Below are 19,104 nucleotides of genomic sequence, written 5' to 3'. Positions count from 1 at the left end.
AGAACCCTAGCGCGTCGGATAGTTCGGCGCCTCGCGGGTGATCGCGACATCGTGGACGTGACTTTCCGACAGGCCCGCATTGGTGATCCGCACGAATTGCGAACGCGTCTGGAGGTCGTCGATGGTCGCAGCGCCGGTATAGCCCATCGCCGCCTTGATCCCGCCGACAAGCTGGTGGATCACGTCGGCGACCGGACCCTTGAACGGCACCTGCCCTTCGATCCCTTCGGGCACCAGCTTCATCGCGGAGACGTCCTGCTGGAAATAGCGGTCGGCGCTGCCGCGCGCCATCGCGCTGACCGAACCCATGCCGCGATAGGCCTTGTAGGAGCGCCCCTGGTAAAGGAACACCTCGCCCGGGCTTTCGGCGGTCCCGGCAAGCATCGATCCGACCATCACCGTGCTCGCGCCCGCGGCGAGCGCCTTGGCGATGTCGCCGCTGGTGCGAAGACCGCCATCGGCGATCACGGGCACGCCGGACTTCTTGGCCTCGGCAGCGCTTTCCATGACCGCGGTCAGTTGCGGCACGCCCACGCCCGCTACGACGCGGGTGGTGCAGATCGAACCCGGGCCGATCCCGACCTTCACCGCGTCCGCCCCCGCATCGATCAGCGCGCGGGTCGCCTCGGGGGTGGCGACATTGCCGGCGATCACCTGCACCACGTTCGACAGCTTCTTCGCCCGCTCGACCGCGCGCGCGACCTCGCGGTTGTGGCCGTGCGCGGTGTCGATCACGATCACGTCGACCTCGGCATCGATCAGCGCCTCGGTCCGGGCAAAGCCCGAATCGCCAACCGTCGTGGCGGCGGCGACGCGCAGGCGCCCGGCGGCATCCTTGGTCGCATCCGGATAGGTCACGGCCTTTTCGATATCCTTGACCGTGATGAGGCCGATGCAGCGATAATCGTCGTCGACGACAAGCAGCTTCTCGATCCGGCGCTGGTGGAGCAGGCGGCGCGCCTCTTCCTGGCTGGTGCCGATCGCGACGGTCGCAAGGTTGTCGGTCGTCATCAGCTCGCGCACGGGCTGGGCCGGGTTTTCGGCAAAGCGCACGTCGCGATTGGTCAGGATACCGCAAAGCTTGCCATCGCGGTCGGTCACGGGGATGCCGCTGATGCGGTGCTGTTGCATCAGCGCCTGCGCCTCGCCCAGCGTCGCATCGGGGCTGATGGTGATGGGGTTGACCACCATCCCGCTCTCAAACCGCTTTACCGCGCGCACCGCGGCGCATTGTTCGTCGATGTCGAGATTGCGGTGGAGGACGCCGATCCCGCCCAATTGCGCCATGGCGATCGCCATGTCGGCCTCGGTCACGGTGTCCATCGCGCTGGAAAGGATCGGGATGTTGAGAGCGATTTCACGCGTCAGGCGCGTCTTGGTGTCGGCCATGGAGGGCAGGACCTCGCTTTCGGCCGGACGCAGCAGCACGTCGTCGAAGGTAAGGCCGAGCGGGATGTCCATGAGCGTCACTTTCCTGAAGAATTGCAGACCGGGCGCAGGCCCGGACCGGGAGAATCGTGACGGCCCATGTAATCGCGCATCGGCGCAAACGCTAGGGCGCTTTCGAATGCTATCGTCGCTTGCCAGCGATTCAGCTGCCCGCAGGCAGGAATCCGGTGTCCGCAAGGCGGCGCACCAGTTCCTCGTGCAGCAACAGGTCCTCGATCGCCCCGCCCAATTCGATCCGGCCCGGCTCGTCCGAGGGACGGTGGTAATCGCTCGAAAGATAGGGGCCCAGAACCTTGCGCGAGGAGAAGGCGCTCGACAGCAGCACGGCCGGCACGCCCTTTTCGAGCAGCGCCCAGCCATCCTGCCGCCTGAGGAAGCTTTCGGCGAAATCACGGTCGCCGGTAGGTCGCCCGCGCTCGGCGAGGAATGCCCCGACGACACCATCGAGCGCGGTCCGCCCCTCGCCCACGAAGCCGAGCGGGGTCCCGGCGGGCGCAACCGCAACGGTGTCGAAATTGAACGCGGCGACAATGCTCGAAAGCGGGATCGGCGGGTTCTCGGCAAAGGCCTTGGCGCCGAGAAGGCCCGCTTCCTCGGCGCTGGTGGCGAGCACGTAGATGTCGCGCTGATGCGGGCCGGAAGCGGCGAGGCGGCGCGAGAGTTCGAGCATGGCGGCAATGCCCGACGCGTTGTCGACCGCGCCGTTGCAGATCGGATCGGGCGCCTCGCCGCATTCGCCAAGGTGGTCCCAGTGGCCGAGCAGCAGCACCGCGCCTGCTCGCGGCTTCGTTCCGGGCAGGAGGCCAATGACATTGGCGCTGGTGAATTCGCGCCGCTTCGAGGTCGCCTCGATCGTCACGCGCGCCGGGATGGTGGTCGGGGTGAAACCCTCGCTCCGGGCGCTGCGTTCGAGCGTGCGCCACGCTTCCTCGCCGAGCACGCGGGCCATCGCCCCCTCGGTGACGAATGCGGACAGGCGCACCTCCTCTTCGCTCGCCAGCAGCAGCCGCTCGCGCCCCTGGGCTTCGCGGGCGGCGGCGATCTCCTTCTCGTCATCGACCACGGTGACTATCGCCACCGGGTTTTTCGCAAACAGCGCCTCGCGCCGCTCGGGACTGACACCGGGCTCGCCGAGCATGACGAGGATCTGCCCCGCGGCGGTTTCTGCGGACACGCTATCGGCCTCGCGGCCGACGAAGACCAGTTCGCTGCCGAGATCGGGCCCGGCCTGCACCAGCACGCGGCGGCGGGTGGTGAAGGCGACGCCTTCCTCGTCGGGGACCAGCACGCCGCGCGCGCCCATCTCGAACGACAGGCCGCTCGCCTGCGGGGTGGTGGCAACGAGCTCGACCGGCGCGCGCCAGGCGCTGCCCGGATCATTCGTGCCCGAAACGAGCCCCGCCCCTTCGAGAGCGGCAATGATGAATTCGACCGTCTTCACCTCGCCCGCGGTTCCCGGCTTGCGGCCGCCATATTCGTCGCTCGCCAGCACGTCGATGTCGCGCACCAGATTGGCGCGGATCGCCTCGATCTCGGCGTCGGGGACGCGCGGCGCGGGCATGGTCGCGCAGGCGGCCAGGGCGGCAAGGCCGACCACCGTCGCGGCGAACCGCATCAGGCGTGCGGGAAGGCTCATTTCGCGGTCCACCCTCCGTCCATGCTGAAATTGGCGCCGGTGATGTTGTCGGCCGCCTGCGAGCACAGGAACACGGCCATCGCGCCGACGTCTTCGGGCTGGACGAATTTCTTGGTCGGCTGCCCGGCGAGCAGCACGTCGTTGATGACCTCTTCGCGCGTCATGCCGCGTGCGGCCATCGTGTCGGGGATCTGGTTCTCGACCAGCGGGGTCCACACATAGCCGGGCGAGATGCAGTTCGCGGTCACGCCGTGTTCGGCAAGTTCGAGCGCGATCGTCTTGGTGAAGCCGGCAATGGCGTGCTTGGTCGCAACGTAGGCGCTCTTGAACGGCGAGGCGGCGAGCGAATGCGCGCTCGCGGTGTTGATGATCCGTCCCCAGCCCGCCGCTTTCATCCCCGGCACGGCGAGGCGCGTGGTGTGAAAGGCAGCCGTGAGGTTGAGCGCGAGGATCGCGTCCCATTTCTCCGGCGGAAAATCCTCGACCGGAGCGACATGCTGCATCCCGGCATTGTTGACGAGCACGTCGACAACACCGACCTCCTCCATCATTGCCGCGATGGCGCCAGGGTCCATCAGGTTCGCGCCCTTGAAATCCGCGTCCAGTTCCTCGCGCAGCCGCTCGATCTCGTCCGGGTCGCCAAGCCCGTTGAGGACGATCGAGGCGCCTTTCGCCTTCAGGGCGCGCGCGACCGCAAGCCCGATGCCCGAGGTCGAACCCGTCACCAGCGCGCGCTTGCCCGCCAGCATGGATCCGTTCGCGGCATCGCCCTTGAGCATTTCGTCCTTCTCCTGCAGTCGGTTCGTCATGGCGCAGGCTTTCGCCAAGCGCGGCCCGCCTGTCCAGCGATTTGCGGGATTTGCGGTGCGGTAGGAGAGGAAACAATGCGGCTCGATTCTCACGACACGTCGAACATCAAGGTGCGTTCCAGCAGCGGCGGCCGCGCGCGCAAGGCGGGCGGCCTCGGGATCGTCGGGATCCTGATCGCGCTCGCGGCGGCGTGGTTCCTCGATCTCGACCCGCGCCAGACGATCGGCATGGTCGAGGGCGCGCAGCAGGCGCTGCCGCAGCGGGGCGCCGAGCCGAACGCGATGAGCCAGGCCGAGGTCTGCGCGATGGGCCCCTATGCGAGGGAGGCGTGCGATGCGCTCGACAGCCTCAATGCGACCTGGGAGCCGGTCTTCGCCCGGGCGGGCGCACGTTTCGAACAGCCGGTGCTCGACCTCTATCGCGGCGGGCAGGTGACGACCGAAGGCTGCGGCAGCGCGTCATCGGCGGCAGGCCCGTTCTACTGTCCGGCGGACATGGGCATCTATATCGACACGGGCTTCTACGAACAGCTTGCGACAATGTCGGGCACACGCGGCGATTTCGCGCGTTTGTATGTCATCGCGCACGAATACGGCCACCACATCCAGAACCTGACCGGTATTGCCGGTGCGGTGCGGCAGGCCAAGGCGCAAAATCCCAGCCGCGCAAATGGCCTGCAGGTGCGCATGGAATTGCAGGCAGATTGCTATGCGGGCGTCTGGGCCGGGCTCAACCGGGACCGGATCGAACCTGGCGACATGCAGGAAGGCATGGCGGCGGCAAGTTCCATCGGCGACGACACGCTGATGCGGCAGGCCGGACGACGGATCGACCCGGAAAATTTCACCCACGGCACCAGCGCCCAGCGCATGGCGGCGCTGCGGCTGGGAATGGAGGGAGGCGATCATGCGGCTTGCGATGCTTATTTCGAATAGGGCGCTTGCGTTCATCGCAGCCGCCTGCCTGGCCGCCCCGTCATACGCGCAGGTGGCAAAGCCCGATGCCGATGTCGAGGATATCGCCCGCACCCCGCTCGAAGACCTCAATATCGACGGGGACGAAATCCCGCCCGTGCTGATCGAGGCGGCCGAGGACCCCTATGCCCGAGAGGCGCTGACCGACTGCAACGCGATCGTCGCCGAGATCGCGCGGATCGACCGCGTGCTCGGCCCGGATTACGATTATCTCGGCCGGCCCGAAGGCGGATTGAAGCCGGGCCGGGTGGCCAAGGGGCTGGTCGGCTCGCTGATCCCCTTTCGCGGCATCGTGCGCGAAGTGACCGGCGCGGCGGGCGAAGAGCGCGAGCTTATCTATGCGATAACGGCGGGCATGGTGCGGCGCGGCTTTCTCAAGGGGCTCGGAATGGGGCGCGGCTGCGACTATCCGGCCACCCCGCGCACGATGACGATGGAGGAGGAACTGGCGGCGGACGAACAGGCTTCGAAGGCACAGGCCGCCGAGGAGCAGGCCGCCGAGGAGCAGGCCGCGCAAGAACCCCCGGCCGATCCGCGCTGAACGCATGAAGGGGCGGGCACGCCTCAAGGCCGCCCGCCCCTCCCCTTGCAGGCCTGCCTCCGGATCAGCTGGCCGCGTCTTCCCAGCTGTCGATCTGGCGGTCGAGTTCCCTCAGAACCTTCTTGCGCATCGAGGCCGACATCTCGTGGTTTTCCGCAATCGATCGGCGCGCTTCCCTGATTCCCTCTAGCGCCTGTTCCATCACCCGCGGCTGGCACAGCCTGACCACGGTGACGCCGTCCGCATCCGTCGATGTGGTCGCGACCTCGTCGCTGGCGGGATCGCATTTCATCTCGATCACGGTGCGCTGCTTCACCATGGTGTCGCTGCCCGCTTCGGCCATGGCCTCGGCGACGATCGCGGGGACGTCCTTCAACGCCCTGTCCGCCGCGGCGAGGCCTTCGCGGACCTCGACCATGATCGCCTCGATCTCCTCCTCGCTCATTTCGCCGTCGGCACGCTTGGCGCGGATGACTTCGGTGTGCGTGCCGAGCGCGATCGCGCGTTCATCCTTGCTCACCGTCTTGCCGTCACCATCGGTCACGCGCTTGATGATGACCTTGCGGCGCTTGCCGTTCTTGTCCTCGGATATCGTCACGTATTCGGATTCTTCCTCGTAGAAGACCTGCGGGGTTGCCGTGTCGGGGTCGACCGTCTCGATCGCCTCGGGCGCGGGCGCGGGCGGCGCCTCGGGCGGCTGGGGAGGAGCAGGCGGCTGGGGCGGCTGGGGCGCATCGCCGGGGGTTTGCGGTGCCTCGGGCGCGACCGGCGCTTCGGGTGCGCTGGCTTCGGCGTAGCTGATCGAGGCGGTCAGCGGCAGGGCCAGCACCGCCGCGCCCAGCGCAAGGCGGCCGGCCAGTCGGCGGCGGGGTGACAGGTCGGACATCTTGAGGCTCCTCAAACGGTGGATGATCGATTGCTCGCCCAGCACCGGGCAGGCCATGGGCGCGGCAAGCGCGACATTCGGTCCGGCGGCAAAGCTCGCGATGAGGCGGGCATAGGCGGCGCGTTCGCGCTGCCCGCGCGCAGCCAAGACGCGCGCATCGCAGGCCGCCTCCTGGTCGCGCCGCAGCGCCAGCCAGCCATAACGGCCGAGCGGATTGAACCAGTGCAGCGCGAACAGCGGCTGCACGGCGACATTGATGATAAGATCGAGCCCGCGATGATGGGCGAGTTCGTGTTCGAGCGCGAGATCGCGCGCAGTGCGGTCGGGCTGGGCCATGAAATCGGGCGGCAGGGCGATCACCGGATCAAGCACTCCGAAGGCGAGCGGCGCGCGCGTCCCTTCCGTCTCGAGCAGGCGGATCGGCGCAATCGGCCCGGCGATGCGGCCTACCTCACGCCCCTCTTCGATGAGTTCGTCGCGCAGCGCGAAATAGTGCCGGAAACGGATCGCCAGGAACACGGCCGCCCCGGCCAGCCACAGCGCCAGCGTTGCGGAGGCGAGCCATTCCCAGTCGATCGCACCGAGCTCCGGCAGCGGCGCGGATGCTTCTTCGGCGGGTTCGGCCATAGCGGCAGGCTCGAAAGCGACCGGGGCGAAGTCGACCGAATTCGCCGGCGGCCCGGCCTCGACCGCCACGGGTTTTTCGGGGGCGAGCCAGGCGGGCAACGTGATCGGCGGCATCACCAGCCGCCCCATCGGCAGCGCCCACAGGGCATAGGCCATGCCCGGCCCGAAGGCCTTCGCAACCGGGCGGCGGATGACGAGGACGAGCGCGATCAGCACCCCGGTCCAGATCAGCGTATCGATGAGCCAGCCACTCATTTGCGCATCTCCTTGAGGAGCGCCTCGATCTCTTCAAGGTCATCCTCGCTGAGTGCTTCTGCCTCGGCGAGATGAGCAAAGAGCGAGGCGGGCCGCCCGCCGAACAGGCGGTCTACAAGGCGGCGGGATTCGCCGCCGACATAATCGGCGCGCGCGATTTTCGGGCTGTAGAGATAGCGTCGCCCGTCGGGGCGGGTGGCGATCGCGCCCTTCTGCACGAGGCGCGAGAGCAGCGTCTTGACCGTCGCGAGGCTCCAGTCGCGGGTTTCGCAGACGGCATCGCAGACCTCGGCCGCGGTCAGCGTCCCGCGCGTCCAGAGCGCCTCCATGACGGCGTGTTCGGCGTCGCTGATCCGGTCGGGCGCGGGAAGGTGTTCGGGTTGGTTGCGATCGGTCACGGGAAAAACGCACTCCCTGTTTGCGACTACATCTGTAAGCGTAGCGATTACGGCTGTAAACATTAAACCCGGATGAACCGGGTCCAACGCCGCTTGCGCCTCGACGAAGCGCCGATATCATCGGACGGATGACGCATCGCACCCCGCCTTCCGGCTTTCTCGTCGCCCTCGTTGCCGCGCTGTTCGTCGCGCTGCCGGCCAGCGCGCAGGAATTCTTCCCGCTCACCAACCCGGCCGATCCCGGCATTCAGGATGAAGAGGAGATCGGGGAGCTGATCTTCCGCGGCGCGCTGGAGATCGAACCGGACGAACAGGAGATCGGCGGCATTTCGGGGCTCGAATGGCACGAGGGCAAGTTTCACGCGGTGAGCGACGACGGCCGCTGGCTGACGATCGTTCCCGACGACATCAATCGCCGCCTCGTCGATGTCGCGGCGATGGAAATCGGCCCGCTGCTCGACACCGATGGCGACGAGATGAAAGACAAGGCGCGGGCCGATGCCGAGGCGATCGCGCGCCTGCCGTCGGGCGAATGGCTGATCGCCTTCGAGCGCGAACAGCGCATCTGGCGCTATTCCGATTACCGCGCCGCGCCCATTGCGACCGAGGATCGCGCGGCGATATTGCTCGAACAGGCGTCCGGCAATAACGGGATCGAGGCGCTCGCCGGGTTCGAGGACGGTTTTCTCGCCTGCGGGGAATGGGTGGGCTCCGACCGGCCGAACTGCGTGCGGGTGACGGGATCGAGCGCCAGCCTCTTTCACCTGCCCGCCCCCGAAGGCATCGCCGAAGCGGGCGGCGTTCCGACCGATGCGGCCTGCAAGGCGGACGGCACGTGCTATGTGCTTTTCCGCAGCTATCGCCCGGAGGAAGGAAATCGCGCGGCGATCGTCGAGGTCGCAGACGGCGTCCCGCCGAAAACGCTTGCCGTGCTGCGCCCGCCGATGAAGCTCGACAATTTCGAGGGACTCGCCTTGCGCGAACAATCGGGCAAGACCTATCTCTACCTCTTCAGCGACGACAATTTCCGTAATTGCGCCGAAGACGACGCGCCCGGCTGCCAGCGCACCCTGCTGATGAAATTCGAGGTGAAATCGGACGCGCCGCCTCCTCCTCCGGCCGCCGCGACCGTCGCGGATGACTACGAGACGACGCTGGTCGTGATCGAGACCGAGCTTGGCGACATCACGGTCGCACTGGAAACCGAGCGTGCGCCGATCACCGCGGCGAATTTCCTGCGCTATGCCGCAGAAGACCGCTTCGACGGGACGGTGTTCTACCGCTCGATGAAGCTCGACCGCGATCCCCAGCCCAACGGCCTCATCCAGGGGGGAACGCAGCAAGACCCGGACCGCATCCTGCCCGGCATAGAGCATGAACCGACGAGCGAGACGGGCCTGTCCCACACCAACGGTGCGCTATCGATGGCGATGGGCAATCCGGGCACGGCGAACGGCGATTTCTCGATCATGCTGCAGGACCAGACCGGCCTCGACGCGCGGCCCGACAGCGACAATCCCATGTGGCGCAATGGCTATGCCGTGTTCGGCTATGTCGTGGACGGGATGGACGTGGTCGCCCAAATCCACGCGCGGCCCGGGGATCCGGACAAGGGCGAAGGGGTGATGAAGGGCCAGATGCTCGCCGACCCGGTGACGATCATCGACGTGCGGCCGGCGGAGCAGGCTGACTAGCGAGCTTCGCCTTCGCGGCTTCGAAGGTGGAGCGCCCGACCGGCTCGCCCGCCGTCGCGGGCAGGTTCGCCTCGAGTTCGGCAAGCCACGCCTTCGCCCCGTCGCCAATGCTGAATTGCGGCAGCGAGGCGAACAGGCGCAGGTTCGCCTCCCACCCGGCGATCGTGCGGTTCGCCTCCTGCGCTGCCTCGGCGAGCGGCAGGGGTTTGCGCAGCGCGCGGTTGATCATCGCATCGCCGTAGAAGGTCCAGTCATTGTCCGCCTCGCAGCCGAAACTGGTGCGGTTGCCTGCCGCCGCGGTCATGATCGCGCTGTCGGGGCTGGCCAGTTCGGGGATGAAGATGCCGGAATAGCAGGCCGAGACGATCAGCACGCGCCGTTCGATCCCGAGCTCCCCGAGCACGGCCTTCAGCCGCGCCGGGCTGAGGATGCCGTAGCCGGTATCGCCGTAATGATAGGTCAGGCCGAAAGGCGCACCGTGGCTGGTGGTATAAAGGACGAGCGCGTCCTCGTTGCGGTCCATCAGCTCGGCAATGCGGGCAAGCACAAGGACGAGCGCGCGAATCGAGCCATGCGGCCGGTCGTCGCGTGCGCCATCTGGCCCGGCGAGCACCAGCGTACGCCCCTTCGCGCCATAGCGCCGTTCGAGCACCCGTCCCGCCTCGCGCGCCTCGCGGGCGAAGACCGGGTCGCTGTCGAGAGCAACGGTGACAACATAGGCATCGAGAATGCCGCGCCTTTGCGGCTGGAGCGCTCCCAGCGCCGCATCGAGCCGCTCGCGCTGTTCGAGCACTTGAGCGACGCTGATCCCGCGCTGCATGTGCGGCCCCAGATCGAAGCTGGCGCGCGCTTCGTTTCGGTCCTTGCCGGTCGAGAGATCGGGAAAGGGAGCGGTGTGCGGCGGGGGCTGGTTGGGGTTGGCGGCAGACGGCGCGGCCAGCGCAAGCAGGCTTGCCCACACCCCCACCGTGATCGCGCCCCGCTTCATGGAGGAGCAAGCTGCCCTTTGGTCGCAGAAGGGTCAAGCGCCAAGCATCGCGTCGTTGGGCGCGCGGCGGTCAACTGTCATCGCCGCCTCGGCAGGTGAAGAAGCTGTGGCCGACAACCTCTCCCCGCGCCGTTATGCCGACGCGATCAAGCCTAAGCGGTAAAATCGATCCGAGATTCTGGTCGCAGAAAAGGCGATTATCCCTGCGGCCAAGGTCGCCAGCAGGGCATAACCGGCCAACTTGGGAAGGATGACCTCCCCTATCTCAGTAAACCCGCGCCTTGGGCTCGATATAGGTCGCGTCCTCGGTCAGCGTGTATTCGTGGACCGGGCGGTAATCGATGCGGATGTTCGACCCGCGCCCGCCCCAGCCGTCGAACCAGGCGATGGTGTGCTTCATCCATTCCTTGTCGTTGCGCTCCGGATAGTCCTCGTGCGCGTGGGCGCCGCGGCTTTCCTTGCGGTTGGCCGCGCTCGCCATGGTCACGTTCGCCTGCGCCATCAGGTTGTCGAGTTCGAGCGTCTCGATCAGGTCCGAGTTCCAGATCAGCGACTTGTCGGAGACGTTGATGTCCTCCATCCGCTTGTTCTGTTCGGCGAGCTTCTTCACGCCCTCGTCCATCAGTTTCTGATCGCGGAACACGGCGGCGTGCTGCTGCATCGCCTTCTGCATGTCGGCGCGGATTGCCGCGGTGGGCGAGCCGCCTTCGGCATAGCGGAAATGGTCGAGCCGGGTGAGCGCGAAATCGGCGCTGTCGGTCGGCAGTTCGGGCTGGCTCGCACCGGCTTTCAGGTTCTCCCTGAGGTGGATGCCGGTCGCACGGCCGAACACGACGAGGTCAATGAGCGAGTTCGAGCCGAGACGGTTCGCCCCGTGGACCGAAACGCAGGCCGCTTCGCCCACGGCATAGAGGCCGGGGACGACCGTATCCGGGTTCCCGTCCGGGCCGAGGGTGACGACCTGTCCGTGATAGTTACACGGGATGCCGCCCATGTTGTAATGCACGGTCGGTGTCACGGGCAGCGGTTCGCGGGTCAGGTCGACGCCGGCGAAGATCTTGCCGCTTTCGGTGATGCCCGGCAGGCGCTCGGCCAGCACCTTGGGATCGATGTGGTCGAGGTGGAGGTAGATGTGATCGCCATCCGGCCCGACGCCGCGCCCTTCGCGCATTTCGAGCGCCATCGAGCGGCTGACGACATCGCGCGAGGCGAGGTCCTTTGCCGACGGGGCATAGCGTTCCATGAACCGCTCGCCCTCGGAATTGGTGAGGTATCCGCCCTCCCCGCGCGCGCCTTCGGTGATGAGGACGCCCGCGCCGTAGATGCCGGTCGGGTGGAACTGGACGAATTCCATGTCCTGCAGCGGCAGGCCTGCGCGCAGCACCATGCCGCCGCCATCGCCGGTGCAGGTGTGGGCGGAGGTGGCGGTGAAATAGCACCGGCCATAGCCGCCGGTCGCCAGCACCACGCTCTGCGCGCGGAAACGGTGGATGGTCCCGTCGTCGAGGCACATCGCCATCACGCCGACGCACTTCTTCTCGCCGTCGACATCGGCCATGATGAGGTCGAGCGCGAAATATTCGATGAAGAAATCGGCGTCGTATTTGAGGCTCTGCTGGTAAAGCGCGTGGAGCATTGCGTGCCCCGTGCGGTCGGCGGCCGCGCAGGTGCGCTGCACGGGCGGGCCTTCGCCCATGTTCTGCATGTGCCCGCCGAAGGGCCGCTGGTAGATCGTCCCGTCCTCGTTGCGGCTGAAGGGCACGCCTGCATGTTCGAGTTCATAGACCGCCTGCGGAGCCTCGCGGGCGAGATATTCGATCGCGTCCTGATCGCCCAGCCAGTCCGACCCCTTGACGGTGTCGTACATGTGCCAGGTCCAGTGGTCGGGCGTGTTGTTGCCGAGGCTCGCCGCAATCCCGCCCTGCGCGGCAACGGTGTGCGAGCGCGTCGGGAAAACCTTGGAGATGTTGGCGGTGCGAAGGCCAGCTTCGGCCGAACCCATGGTCGCGCGCAGGCCGCTGCCGCCCGCGCCCACGACAACCACGTCATAGGAATGGTCGATGATCTTGTACGAACCCTTCAGCGAAGGGCCTGCATCGTTGGCGGGTGCGCTTGCCATTAACCTTGTGCTCCGAATGCGAGGGTTGCGACGCTGAAGATGGCGAATGCCGCGCCGCCGATTGCCGCGAGATTGAGCGCCGTGATGAGCGCGAATTTGGACCCGGGTTCGTGGATATAGTCCTCGATCACGACCTGCAGGCCGAGCCGGGCGTGCCAGAACAGGCTGATCGCGAGCAGCGCCATCGGCACCGCCGCGATCGGTTGGGCGAGCCAGGTCGATACGCTGGCATAGCCGAAATCTGGCAGCATCAGGAAACTTGCCAGCAGCCAGGTCATGACGATGAGATTGCCCGCCGCCGTGGTCCGCTGCAGCAGCCAGTGATGCGCGCCTTCGTGGCTGGGGCCGAGGCCGCGAACGCGGCCGATCGAGGTACCGTTACCCATTGTTCAGATCCCCTTCGCCAGCAGCAGCCAGGACCACAGCGCGATCGTCAGCGCCGCGGCGATGATGGGCGAGGCGACTGACCAGAAACGGTTCACGTCAAGATCGTAGCCCGCCCCGATATCGAGCACGAAATGCCTGAGGCCGCTCATCATGTGGTTGAAGAAAGCCCAGGAAAGGCCGAACAGCACGACATAGCCCGGCAGCGTGCCCATGATCCCGGCAAAGGTCGCATAGGCTTCCGGCCCGCTTGCTAGCGCACCCAGGAACCAGGCCAGCAGCGGCAGGCCGACCAGCGCCATGGCCGATCCCGTCACCCGGTGCAGGATCGAAACCAGCATGTGCGGTCCCCACCGCCAGATCTGGAGATGCGGAGAAAGCGGTCTTTGGCTCATGGTCATTCGTGCTCGCATTGATATCCCGGCTCTCACTTAACGATGCTGTGCCTTGTGGCAAGCGGCCAGCGCTCGACAGCGCTTGCAAATTTCGGGATAGGGGATTGCATGAGTGTCATTCTTGTTACGGGTTCGAGCCGGGGTATAGGCGCGGCGACGCGGCAATCGCTGGCGGCGCGCGGGGTCACGGTGATCGGCCATTCGACGCGCGGCAGAGCCGGCGATGAAGGCGGCATCGAGATCGCCGCCGACTTCACCGATCCTGCCGCGCCGCAAATGCTCTGGGAGCAAGCGCTCGAAGCGGGCGGCGGGCGGATCGATGCGCTGGTCAACAATGCCGGACTGTTCGAGGCTTCGCGGCTGGAGCGTTCCGATATCGAATGGCTCGATGCGTGGGAGGACACGCTGCGCATCAACCTGACCGCGGCGGCGCAGCTGTCGCGGCTCGCCGTGCTCCACTGGCTCGATGGCGATGCGGGGGAGGACGGGGTGCGCGGGCGGCTGGTCCATGTCGCCAGCCGGGCCGCCTATCGCGGCGATTCCCCTACGCACTGGCACTATGCCGCGGCCAAGGGCGGGATGGTCGCGATGCACAAGACGATCGCGCGCGCCTATGCGAACATGGGCGTGCTTAGCTACGCGATCACGCCCGGCTTCACCGATACGAGCATGGCAGGCGACTATCTCGAAAGCCGGGGCGGTCCGGGCCTGCTTGCCGACATCCCGCTCGGCCGCGTGGCCGAGCCGGAGGAGATCGCGTCCATCGCCGCCTTCTGCGCACTCGACGCGCCTGCCAGCATGACGGGCGCGGTGATCGATGCGAACGGGGCGAGCTTTGTCCGCTGACGCCGCCTCCGGCGAGACCTGGAAGCTCACCGCCCATGCCGGAAAGCGCGCGGTGCAGCAGGCGCTGCTTGCCCATGACATGATCGACGAATGGGACGCCGAACTGGTCATTGCGGGCCGCGAACTGGCCGAGGACCGGCCCGAGGACTGGGTGCTCGAAGGCTGGTATCCGCGCGAGCCGGGCGCCGAACAGGAAGCGGCGCTGGCGGGCCTCTTTGCCGATAATCCGCCCGAGATCGCGGTCGAGCGCCTGCCCGCGCAGGATTGGCTGACGCTCTCGCAGCAGAACGTCCAGCCGATCCGCGCCGGACGGTTTCACGTCCACACACCCGAATTTCCCACAGATCCGGATGCGATCGATTTCGTCATCCCGGCAAGCCAGGCCTTCGGCACCGGCCAGCACCGCACCACGGCGGGCTGCCTCGAAATGCTGGGCGAGATGAAGGCGCGCGGCGTCGTCGCGCGGCGGATCGCCGATATCGGCACGGGGACCGGGCTGCTCGGCTTTGCCGCGCTGCGGCTGTGGCCACTCGCCCATGCCACGGCTTCTGACATCGACGAGGTCTGCGCCGGGGTCGTGGCCGAGAACGCCGCGCTCAACCGTATCGCGCTGGGCCCCAGACCCGGCCAGATGGCCTTCGTCGTCGCCGAGGGGATGGATCACGAATTGCTGCGCGTGAATGCGCGCTACGATCTGCTGATCGCCAATATCCTTGCCGGCCCGCTCGTCGAACTCGCCCCCGATTTCGCGCGCCACACGGCGCCGGGCGCAAGCGTGCTGCTGGCGGGGCTTCTTGCAGGCGAGCAGGAGACCGCAGTGCGCCGCGCCTATCGCCGCACGGGATTCCACCTCGTCGCCCGCATCCAGCGCGGCGACTGGGCGATCCTGTGGCTGCGCAAGCGCCGTGGCCGCTAGGGACCTGCGCCGCTGGCTGCTGCGGGCCGCGCTCGCCCTTGTCGCCCTGCCCGTCCTCTTCGGGCTTACGGCATGGATCGGCTCTTCGATCCCGCGCAATGCGCACTGGCAAGAGCCCGGAACCGGTGTCACGATCATGGTCGGCGACAACGGTGTCCACACCGAAATCGTCATGCCGATCCTTGCCGAGGGGCATGACTGGCGCGCGCATTTCCCGCCCGCGGACATCACTGCCAGCGCGCGCCCCTACACCCATGTCGCGGTGAGCTGGGGCGAGCGCACCTTCTTTCTCGAAACCCCGACCTGGGCCGATTTCGAGCTCGGCAATGCGCTGGGTGCAATCACCGGAGGCGAAGGCCTGATCCATGTCTCCTGGTATGTCCGCCCCGCCCCTTCTGAAAACTTCCGGCGCCTGCGCATCAGCCCTGAACAATATCGCGCGCTCGCCGCGAATATCGCCTCCGATCTCGCACCGGATGCACGAAGCTTTGCGGGATATGCGCGACACGACGTGTTCTATTCCGCGCGCGGCACCTACCATCTCGGGCGGACCTGCAACCAGTGGACCAGCGACCGGCTCGCGCAGGCGGGCATTCGCACGGGCTGGTGGACGCCGCTTTCCGGCGGGGTGATGAAGTGGGTGCCTGAAAGCTAGGGCGTGAACCCGGCGCGGCCTCGCACGAGCCATGGCCGCCCGGCGCGCGGCGGGACCGGGATCATCCGCGCCCCGTCCTCGCCCGAAGACGCGCCTGCCCGGCCGGATTCGACACCGGTGCGAAAATCTCTCCGCCGGAACCGCGCCCGGTCCCGCTCGCTTGAAAGGCAAGGAACCAACACAAAACGATAGGGAGACATTCGCATGACCCGAACCCTTCTCATCACCGGAGCTTCCTCCGGTATCGGCGCGGCAACCGCGCGTGCGGCGGCAAAGGCAGGCTGGAACGTCGCGCTGGTCGCGCGCTCCGAAGACAAGCTGGGAAAACTCGCGGACGAAATCGGCGAGCATGCTCTCGCGCTGCCCTGCGACGCGACGGACCGCGACGCGATCAGGGATGCGCTCGCGAAAACGGCGGAGCATTTCGGCGGAATCGATGCGGTCTATGCCAATGCGGGCACCGGCGCGAAGCAGCCCGGCATCGAAAACGGCGATCCCGAGGACTGGCACAAGATGATCCACATCAACGTGCTCGCCGTGCTCTATGCTGCGCACGAGGCGATCCCGCACCTGAGAAAGACCAAGGGCCATTTCCTCGTCACCGGGTCCAAGGCCGGGCGCGACAACATGAAGGGCTCGGTGTATTCGGCGACCAAGTGGTTCGTCCACGGTTTCGGCGAGAACCTTGCCGAGGAAATGCGCGAATGGGGCGGACGCTGCACGGTGATCGCGCCGGGCATGGTCAACACCGATTTCTTCGACGACGAGATGCCGACCAAGATCCAGCCCGAGGACGTGGCGAACGCGGTGGTCTATGCGCTCGAGCAGCCGAAGACGGCAGCGGTGCGCGAAATCTACATCATGCCCAACGACTAGGCTTCGGCGAGCGAGCGTTCGAGCAGGTCGAGCGCATTGCGGGTGAAGTCGGCCATGTTGGCGATGCGATCATCGCTGGCGGTTTCGATCGGGGCGGTCCGCTCGAACCCGTCGGGGCCGGCAATGGCCGCCACGCTGCGGCCCGCCGGAGCGCCCGTGGGGTGGTTCGATCCGCCGACCGAACCGCTTTCGGCAAGGCCCCATTCGGCGCCGAAATTGTCCCTAATCGCGCGCGCCTGGAGCGCGGCATAATCCTCGCTCGCCCCGCGCATACCCCGATAGGCCTCGCGCGGGAGAGCGAACAGGACATCGCGTGCCCGCAGGGAATAGACCACCCCGCCCCCGACGAAGAAATCGAGCGCGCCCGGAACGGTCAGCAGGCTCGCCGCAATCAGCCCGCCCGTGGACCCGTCGGCGACCGCGACCTTCTCGCCGCGCGAGCGCAGCGCCCCGGCGATGCGGAGCGCCTGCGGGTGAAGGTCGCGGAGCAGGTCGCTCACACGCCCGCCCCTGCATCGGCCCGGGCGACGATTACCGCCCAGCCCGCCTCGTCGACCACTTCGATCCCGAGTTCCTCGGCCTTCTTCAGCTTCGACCCCGCCCCCGGCCCCGCGACCAGCAGATCGGTCTTGGCCGAGACACTGCCCGCCGCCTTCGCGCCCAAACGCTCGGCCTGCGCCTTGGCCTCGTCGCGGCTCATCGTCTCGAGCTTGCCGGTGAAGACCACGGTTTTCCCTGCGACGGGACTGTCTAGTGTTTCGACCTCGTAGCGCGGCGGGCTGACTTGGGAGAGAATGTCCTCCCACACCGCAACATTGTGCGGTTCGTGGAAGAAATCGCCCAGCGCCTCGACCACGCTCGGCCCGATCCCGTCGATTGCGGTGAGTTCTCCGGCCGCTTCCTCGTCCCCGGCGCGGGCCCTTTGGGCAAGATCGCGGATGACGCGGAGTTCGTGGAAGTTCTTTAGGAGGTCGCGAGCCGTCACCTCGCCCACGTGGCGGATGCCGAGGCCGAAAAGCAGCCGCGCGGCGTCCGGCTCGCGGCGGTTCTCCACTGCTGCCAACAGGTTATCCACAGACTTGTCCTGCCACCCCTCCAGCGCGAGAATGTCGCTGCGCCGCTGTTTCAGGCGGAAGATGTCGGCCGGGCTTTCGAGCCAGCCGAGTTCGAAGAACTGGGCGATGGTCTTGGTCCCGAACCCGTCGATGTCGAGCGCCTTGCGGCTGACGAAATGTTCGAGCCGCTGGGTGCGCTGGGCGGGGCAGATAAGGCCGCCGGTGCAGCGCACGTCGACCTCGCCCTCTTCGGCCACCGCCTCGCTGCCGCAGCGTGGGCAATGGTCGGGGAAGTGGAAGGGCTCGCGCGTTTCCTCGCGCGTCAGGTTCTCGACCACCTGCGGGATCACGTCGCCCGCGCGCTGAATCACCACCCGGTCGCCGGGACGGACGCCGAGGCGCGCGATCTCGTCGCGATTGTGGAGCGTGACATTGGTCACCGTCACCCCGCCCACCAGAACGGGGGCGAGGCGGCCCACCGGGGTCAGTTTGCCGGTGCGCCCGACCTGGATGTCGATCGCCTCCAGCACCGTCTCGGCCCGCTCGGCGGGGAATTTGTGCGCCAATGCCCAGCGCGGGGCCTTGGCGACGAAGCCCAATCGCTGCTGGTAGTCCAATCGGTCGACCTTGTAGACGACCCCGTCGATTTCATAGGGAAGGTCCGGGCGCGCTTTGCCGATACGGTCATATTGCGCGAGCAGGCCCTCGACGCTCTCGACCCGCGTGAACAGCGGCGAGATCGGAAAGCCCCAGCGCCGCAGGGCCTCGACCACATCTTCCTGCGTCTCGCCCGGAACATCGCTCACCGCGCCCCAGCCATGCGCCCAGAACCGCAAGGGGCGTTTCGCGGTCACGCTCGCATCCTTCTGCCGCAGCGAGCCGGCCGCCGCATTGCGAGGATTGGCGAACTGGCGGACTTTTGCGGGGTCGAAGTCCTCGCCCTTGTCCTCGGCGGCAGCGCGCGCGTCCTCCATCAGCCGGGCGTTGAGGTCGGCGAAGGCGGCGCGCTCCATGTAGACCTCGCCGCGCACCTCGAAGACGGCGGGAACGCCTTTCGGGAGCTGCTGCGGGATGTCGGCGATATGGCCGACATTGGGCGTGACATCCTCGCCCACCTGCCCATCCCCGCGCGTCGCGGCGCGCACCAGCACGCCGTCCTCGTAGCGCAGCGAGCATGAGAGCCCGTCGATCTTGTCCTCGGCGGTGAAGGCGAGCGGGTCATCCTCGGGCAGAGCAAGATAACGCCGCACCCGCGCGGCCCATTCCTCGACCTCTTCTGCGCTGAATGCGTTATCGAGGCTCATCATGCGAACCTCGTGGGTGACCTTGCTCAAGGGCGAGGCGGCGACCGCGTGGCCGACCTTCTTCGAGGGGCTGTCCTCGCGCACGAGATGCGGGAAAGCTTCCTCCAGCTCGGCATTGCGGCGCACCAGCGCGTCGTATTCGGCGTCGGAGATCTCGGGCGAATCCTCGGCGTGGTAGAGCCGGTCGTGCTTCGCGATGGCCTTGGCGAGCCGCATCAGCTCGTTCGCGGCTTCGGCTTCGGTGAGGTTGGCGGTGTCAGTCATCAACAAATCGGCCTCATCCGTTCAATGAAGGC

Annotated in this window: 18 protein-coding genes; 7 read left to right on the top strand and 11 right to left on the bottom strand. The window is 67.1% G+C overall.

The features are described 5' to 3' along the window. Positions 1-6 precede the first annotated feature (6 nt). The 3 genes from guaB to Ga0102493_RS06860 form a co-directional block, all read right to left on the bottom strand. Positions 7-1,461, bottom strand: coding sequence for an IMP dehydrogenase (guaB, locus tag Ga0102493_RS06870; protein ID WP_034904801.1), 1,455 nt, complete (start codon positions 1,459-1,461; stop codon positions 7-9). A gap of 130 nt (positions 1,462-1,591) precedes the next feature. Next, on the bottom strand, positions 1,592-3,085 hold the full coding sequence (locus Ga0102493_RS06865) for a M20/M25/M40 family metallo-hydrolase (protein ID WP_150132439.1): 1,494 nt from the start codon (positions 3,083-3,085) through the stop codon (positions 1,592-1,594). Beyond that, a complete protein-coding gene (locus tag Ga0102493_RS06860) occupies positions 3,082-3,834 on the bottom strand; it encodes a 3-hydroxybutyrate dehydrogenase (RefSeq protein ID WP_081845698.1) in 753 nt (250 codons plus the stop codon). The genes Ga0102493_RS06865 and Ga0102493_RS06860 overlap by 4 nt, the downstream gene beginning before the upstream one ends. Before the next feature lie 135 nt (positions 3,835-3,969). Here Ga0102493_RS06860 and ypfJ point away from each other — a divergent pair, with 135 nt between their 5' ends. Further along, entirely contained in the window at positions 3,970-4,830 is an 861-nt protein-coding gene (ypfJ, locus tag Ga0102493_RS06855; protein WP_034904804.1) for a KPN_02809 family neutral zinc metallopeptidase, read from the top strand. Then, a complete protein-coding gene (locus Ga0102493_RS06850) occupies positions 4,814-5,410 on the top strand; it encodes a hypothetical protein (protein WP_174544534.1) in 597 nt (198 codons plus the stop codon). Before ypfJ ends, Ga0102493_RS06850 begins: the two co-directional genes overlap by 17 nt. 64 nt (positions 5,411-5,474) lie before the next feature. Here Ga0102493_RS06850 and Ga0102493_RS06845 read toward each other — a convergent pair whose 3' ends face one another. Further along, positions 5,475-7,178, bottom strand: coding sequence for a M56 family metallopeptidase (locus Ga0102493_RS06845; protein ID WP_051698141.1), 1,704 nt, complete (start codon positions 7,176-7,178; stop codon positions 5,475-5,477). Continuing rightward, complete coding sequence (locus Ga0102493_RS06840) at positions 7,175-7,507, bottom strand: BlaI/MecI/CopY family transcriptional regulator (RefSeq protein WP_236922335.1); 333 nt, start codon at positions 7,505-7,507, stop codon at positions 7,175-7,177. The genes Ga0102493_RS06845 and Ga0102493_RS06840 overlap by 4 nt, the downstream gene beginning before the upstream one ends. A gap of 197 nt (positions 7,508-7,704) precedes the next feature. Here Ga0102493_RS06840 and Ga0102493_RS15710 point away from each other — a divergent pair, with 197 nt between their 5' ends. After that, a complete protein-coding gene (locus Ga0102493_RS15710; RefSeq protein WP_081845683.1) occupies positions 7,705-9,270 on the top strand; it encodes an esterase-like activity of phytase family protein in 1,566 nt (521 codons plus the stop codon). On the opposite strand, the gene Ga0102493_RS06830 is transcribed toward Ga0102493_RS15710, so the two are convergent. The 4 genes from Ga0102493_RS06830 to sdhC all read right to left on the bottom strand — a co-directional run bounded on the left by Ga0102493_RS06830 (position 9,236) and on the right by sdhC (position 13,102). After that, positions 9,236-10,258 carry a C13 family peptidase gene (locus Ga0102493_RS06830; RefSeq protein WP_069297478.1) on the bottom strand — a complete coding sequence of 341 codons (1,023 nt, stop codon included), beginning with the start codon at positions 10,256-10,258 and terminating at the stop codon, positions 9,236-9,238. The genes Ga0102493_RS15710 and Ga0102493_RS06830 overlap by 35 nt on opposite strands. Before the next feature lie 265 nt (positions 10,259-10,523). Further along, positions 10,524-12,377 carry a succinate dehydrogenase flavoprotein subunit gene (gene sdhA, locus Ga0102493_RS06825; protein WP_051698143.1) on the bottom strand — a complete coding sequence of 618 codons (1,854 nt, stop codon included), beginning with the start codon at positions 12,375-12,377 and terminating at the stop codon, positions 10,524-10,526. Continuing rightward, positions 12,377-12,763 (bottom strand): succinate dehydrogenase, hydrophobic membrane anchor protein, encoded by a 387-nt coding sequence (gene sdhD, locus Ga0102493_RS06820; RefSeq protein WP_034904807.1) that lies wholly within the window; start codon positions 12,761-12,763, stop codon positions 12,377-12,379. The genes sdhA and sdhD overlap by 1 nt, the downstream gene beginning before the upstream one ends. 3 nt (positions 12,764-12,766) lie before the next feature. Further along, on the bottom strand, positions 12,767-13,102 hold the full coding sequence (gene sdhC, locus Ga0102493_RS06815; RefSeq protein WP_236922321.1) for a succinate dehydrogenase, cytochrome b556 subunit: 336 nt from the start codon (positions 13,100-13,102) through the stop codon (positions 12,767-12,769). A 162-nt stretch (positions 13,103-13,264) separates the two neighbouring features. On the opposite strand from sdhC, the gene Ga0102493_RS06810 reads away from it, so the two are divergent. From Ga0102493_RS06810 to Ga0102493_RS06795, 4 genes are all read left to right on the top strand, one after another. Next, entirely contained in the window at positions 13,265-14,002 is a 738-nt protein-coding gene (locus Ga0102493_RS06810; protein ID WP_034905137.1) for an SDR family NAD(P)-dependent oxidoreductase, read from the top strand. Continuing rightward, positions 13,992-14,918 (top strand): 50S ribosomal protein L11 methyltransferase, encoded by a 927-nt coding sequence (locus Ga0102493_RS06805; protein ID WP_236922320.1) that lies wholly within the window; start codon positions 13,992-13,994, stop codon positions 14,916-14,918. The genes Ga0102493_RS06810 and Ga0102493_RS06805 overlap by 11 nt, the downstream gene beginning before the upstream one ends. After that, complete coding sequence (locus Ga0102493_RS06800) at positions 14,908-15,573, top strand: TIGR02117 family protein (protein ID WP_236922319.1); 666 nt, start codon at positions 14,908-14,910, stop codon at positions 15,571-15,573. The genes Ga0102493_RS06805 and Ga0102493_RS06800 overlap by 11 nt, the downstream gene beginning before the upstream one ends. 204 nt (positions 15,574-15,777) lie before the next feature. Continuing rightward, positions 15,778-16,449, top strand: coding sequence for an SDR family oxidoreductase (locus Ga0102493_RS06795; protein WP_034904810.1), 672 nt, complete (start codon positions 15,778-15,780; stop codon positions 16,447-16,449). Here Ga0102493_RS06795 and Ga0102493_RS06790 read toward each other — a convergent pair. After that, a complete protein-coding gene (locus Ga0102493_RS06790) occupies positions 16,446-16,949 on the bottom strand; it encodes a CinA family protein (protein WP_051698145.1) in 504 nt (167 codons plus the stop codon). The two genes, Ga0102493_RS06795 and Ga0102493_RS06790, sit on opposite strands and share 4 nt — an antisense overlap. Next, positions 16,946-19,072: an NAD-dependent DNA ligase LigA gene (gene ligA, locus Ga0102493_RS06785; RefSeq protein ID WP_034904811.1), complete on the bottom strand. Its 2,127-nt coding sequence runs from the start codon at positions 19,070-19,072 to the stop codon at positions 16,946-16,948. The genes Ga0102493_RS06790 and ligA overlap by 4 nt, the downstream gene beginning before the upstream one ends. Between the last annotated feature and the right edge of the window lie 32 nt (positions 19,073-19,104).

The sequence above is a fragment of the Erythrobacter litoralis genome (assembly GCF_001719165.1).
Classification (GTDB): Bacteria; Pseudomonadota; Alphaproteobacteria; order Sphingomonadales; family Sphingomonadaceae; genus Erythrobacter; species Erythrobacter litoralis.
This window is presented reverse-complemented; position numbering and strand designations above follow the sequence as displayed.

Bases quoted from the DNA above. Each gene is read 5' to 3' on its own strand.
- guaB (WP_034904801.1), bottom strand. From the start codon at position 1,461: ATGGACATCCCGCTCGGCCTTACCTTCGACGACGTGCTGCTGCGTCCG.
- Ga0102493_RS06865 (WP_150132439.1), bottom strand. From the start codon at position 3,085: ATGAGCCTTCCCGCACGCCTGATGCGGTTCGCCGCGACGGTGGTCGGC.
- Ga0102493_RS06860 (WP_081845698.1), bottom strand. From the start codon at position 3,834: ATGCTGGCGGGCAAGCGCGCGCTGGTGACGGGTTCGACCTCGGGCATC.
- ypfJ (WP_034904804.1), top strand. From the start codon at position 3,970: ATGCGGCTCGATTCTCACGACACGTCGAACATCAAGGTGCGTTCCAGC.
- Ga0102493_RS06850 (WP_174544534.1), top strand. From the start codon at position 4,814: ATGCTTATTTCGAATAGGGCGCTTGCGTTCATCGCAGCCGCCTGCCTG.
- Ga0102493_RS06845 (WP_051698141.1), bottom strand. From the start codon at position 7,178: ATGAGTGGCTGGCTCATCGATACGCTGATCTGGACCGGGGTGCTGATC.
- Ga0102493_RS06840 (WP_236922335.1), bottom strand. From the start codon at position 7,507: ATGGAGGCGCTCTGGACGCGCGGGACGCTGACCGCGGCCGAGGTCTGC.
- Ga0102493_RS15710 (WP_081845683.1), top strand. From the start codon at position 7,705: ATGACGCATCGCACCCCGCCTTCCGGCTTTCTCGTCGCCCTCGTTGCC.
- Ga0102493_RS06830 (WP_069297478.1), bottom strand. From the start codon at position 10,258: ATGAAGCGGGGCGCGATCACGGTGGGGGTGTGGGCAAGCCTGCTTGCG.
- sdhA (WP_051698143.1), bottom strand. From the start codon at position 12,377: ATGGCAAGCGCACCCGCCAACGATGCAGGCCCTTCGCTGAAGGGTTCG.
- sdhD (WP_034904807.1), bottom strand. From the start codon at position 12,763: ATGGGTAACGGTACCTCGATCGGCCGCGTTCGCGGCCTCGGCCCCAGC.
- sdhC (WP_236922321.1), bottom strand. From the start codon at position 13,102: ATGCTGGTTTCGATCCTGCACCGGGTGACGGGATCGGCCATGGCGCTG.
- Ga0102493_RS06810 (WP_034905137.1), top strand. From the start codon at position 13,265: ATGAGTGTCATTCTTGTTACGGGTTCGAGCCGGGGTATAGGCGCGGCG.
- Ga0102493_RS06795 (WP_034904810.1), top strand. From the start codon at position 15,778: ATGACCCGAACCCTTCTCATCACCGGAGCTTCCTCCGGTATCGGCGCG.
- ligA (WP_034904811.1), bottom strand. From the start codon at position 19,072: ATGACTGACACCGCCAACCTCACCGAAGCCGAAGCCGCGAACGAGCTG.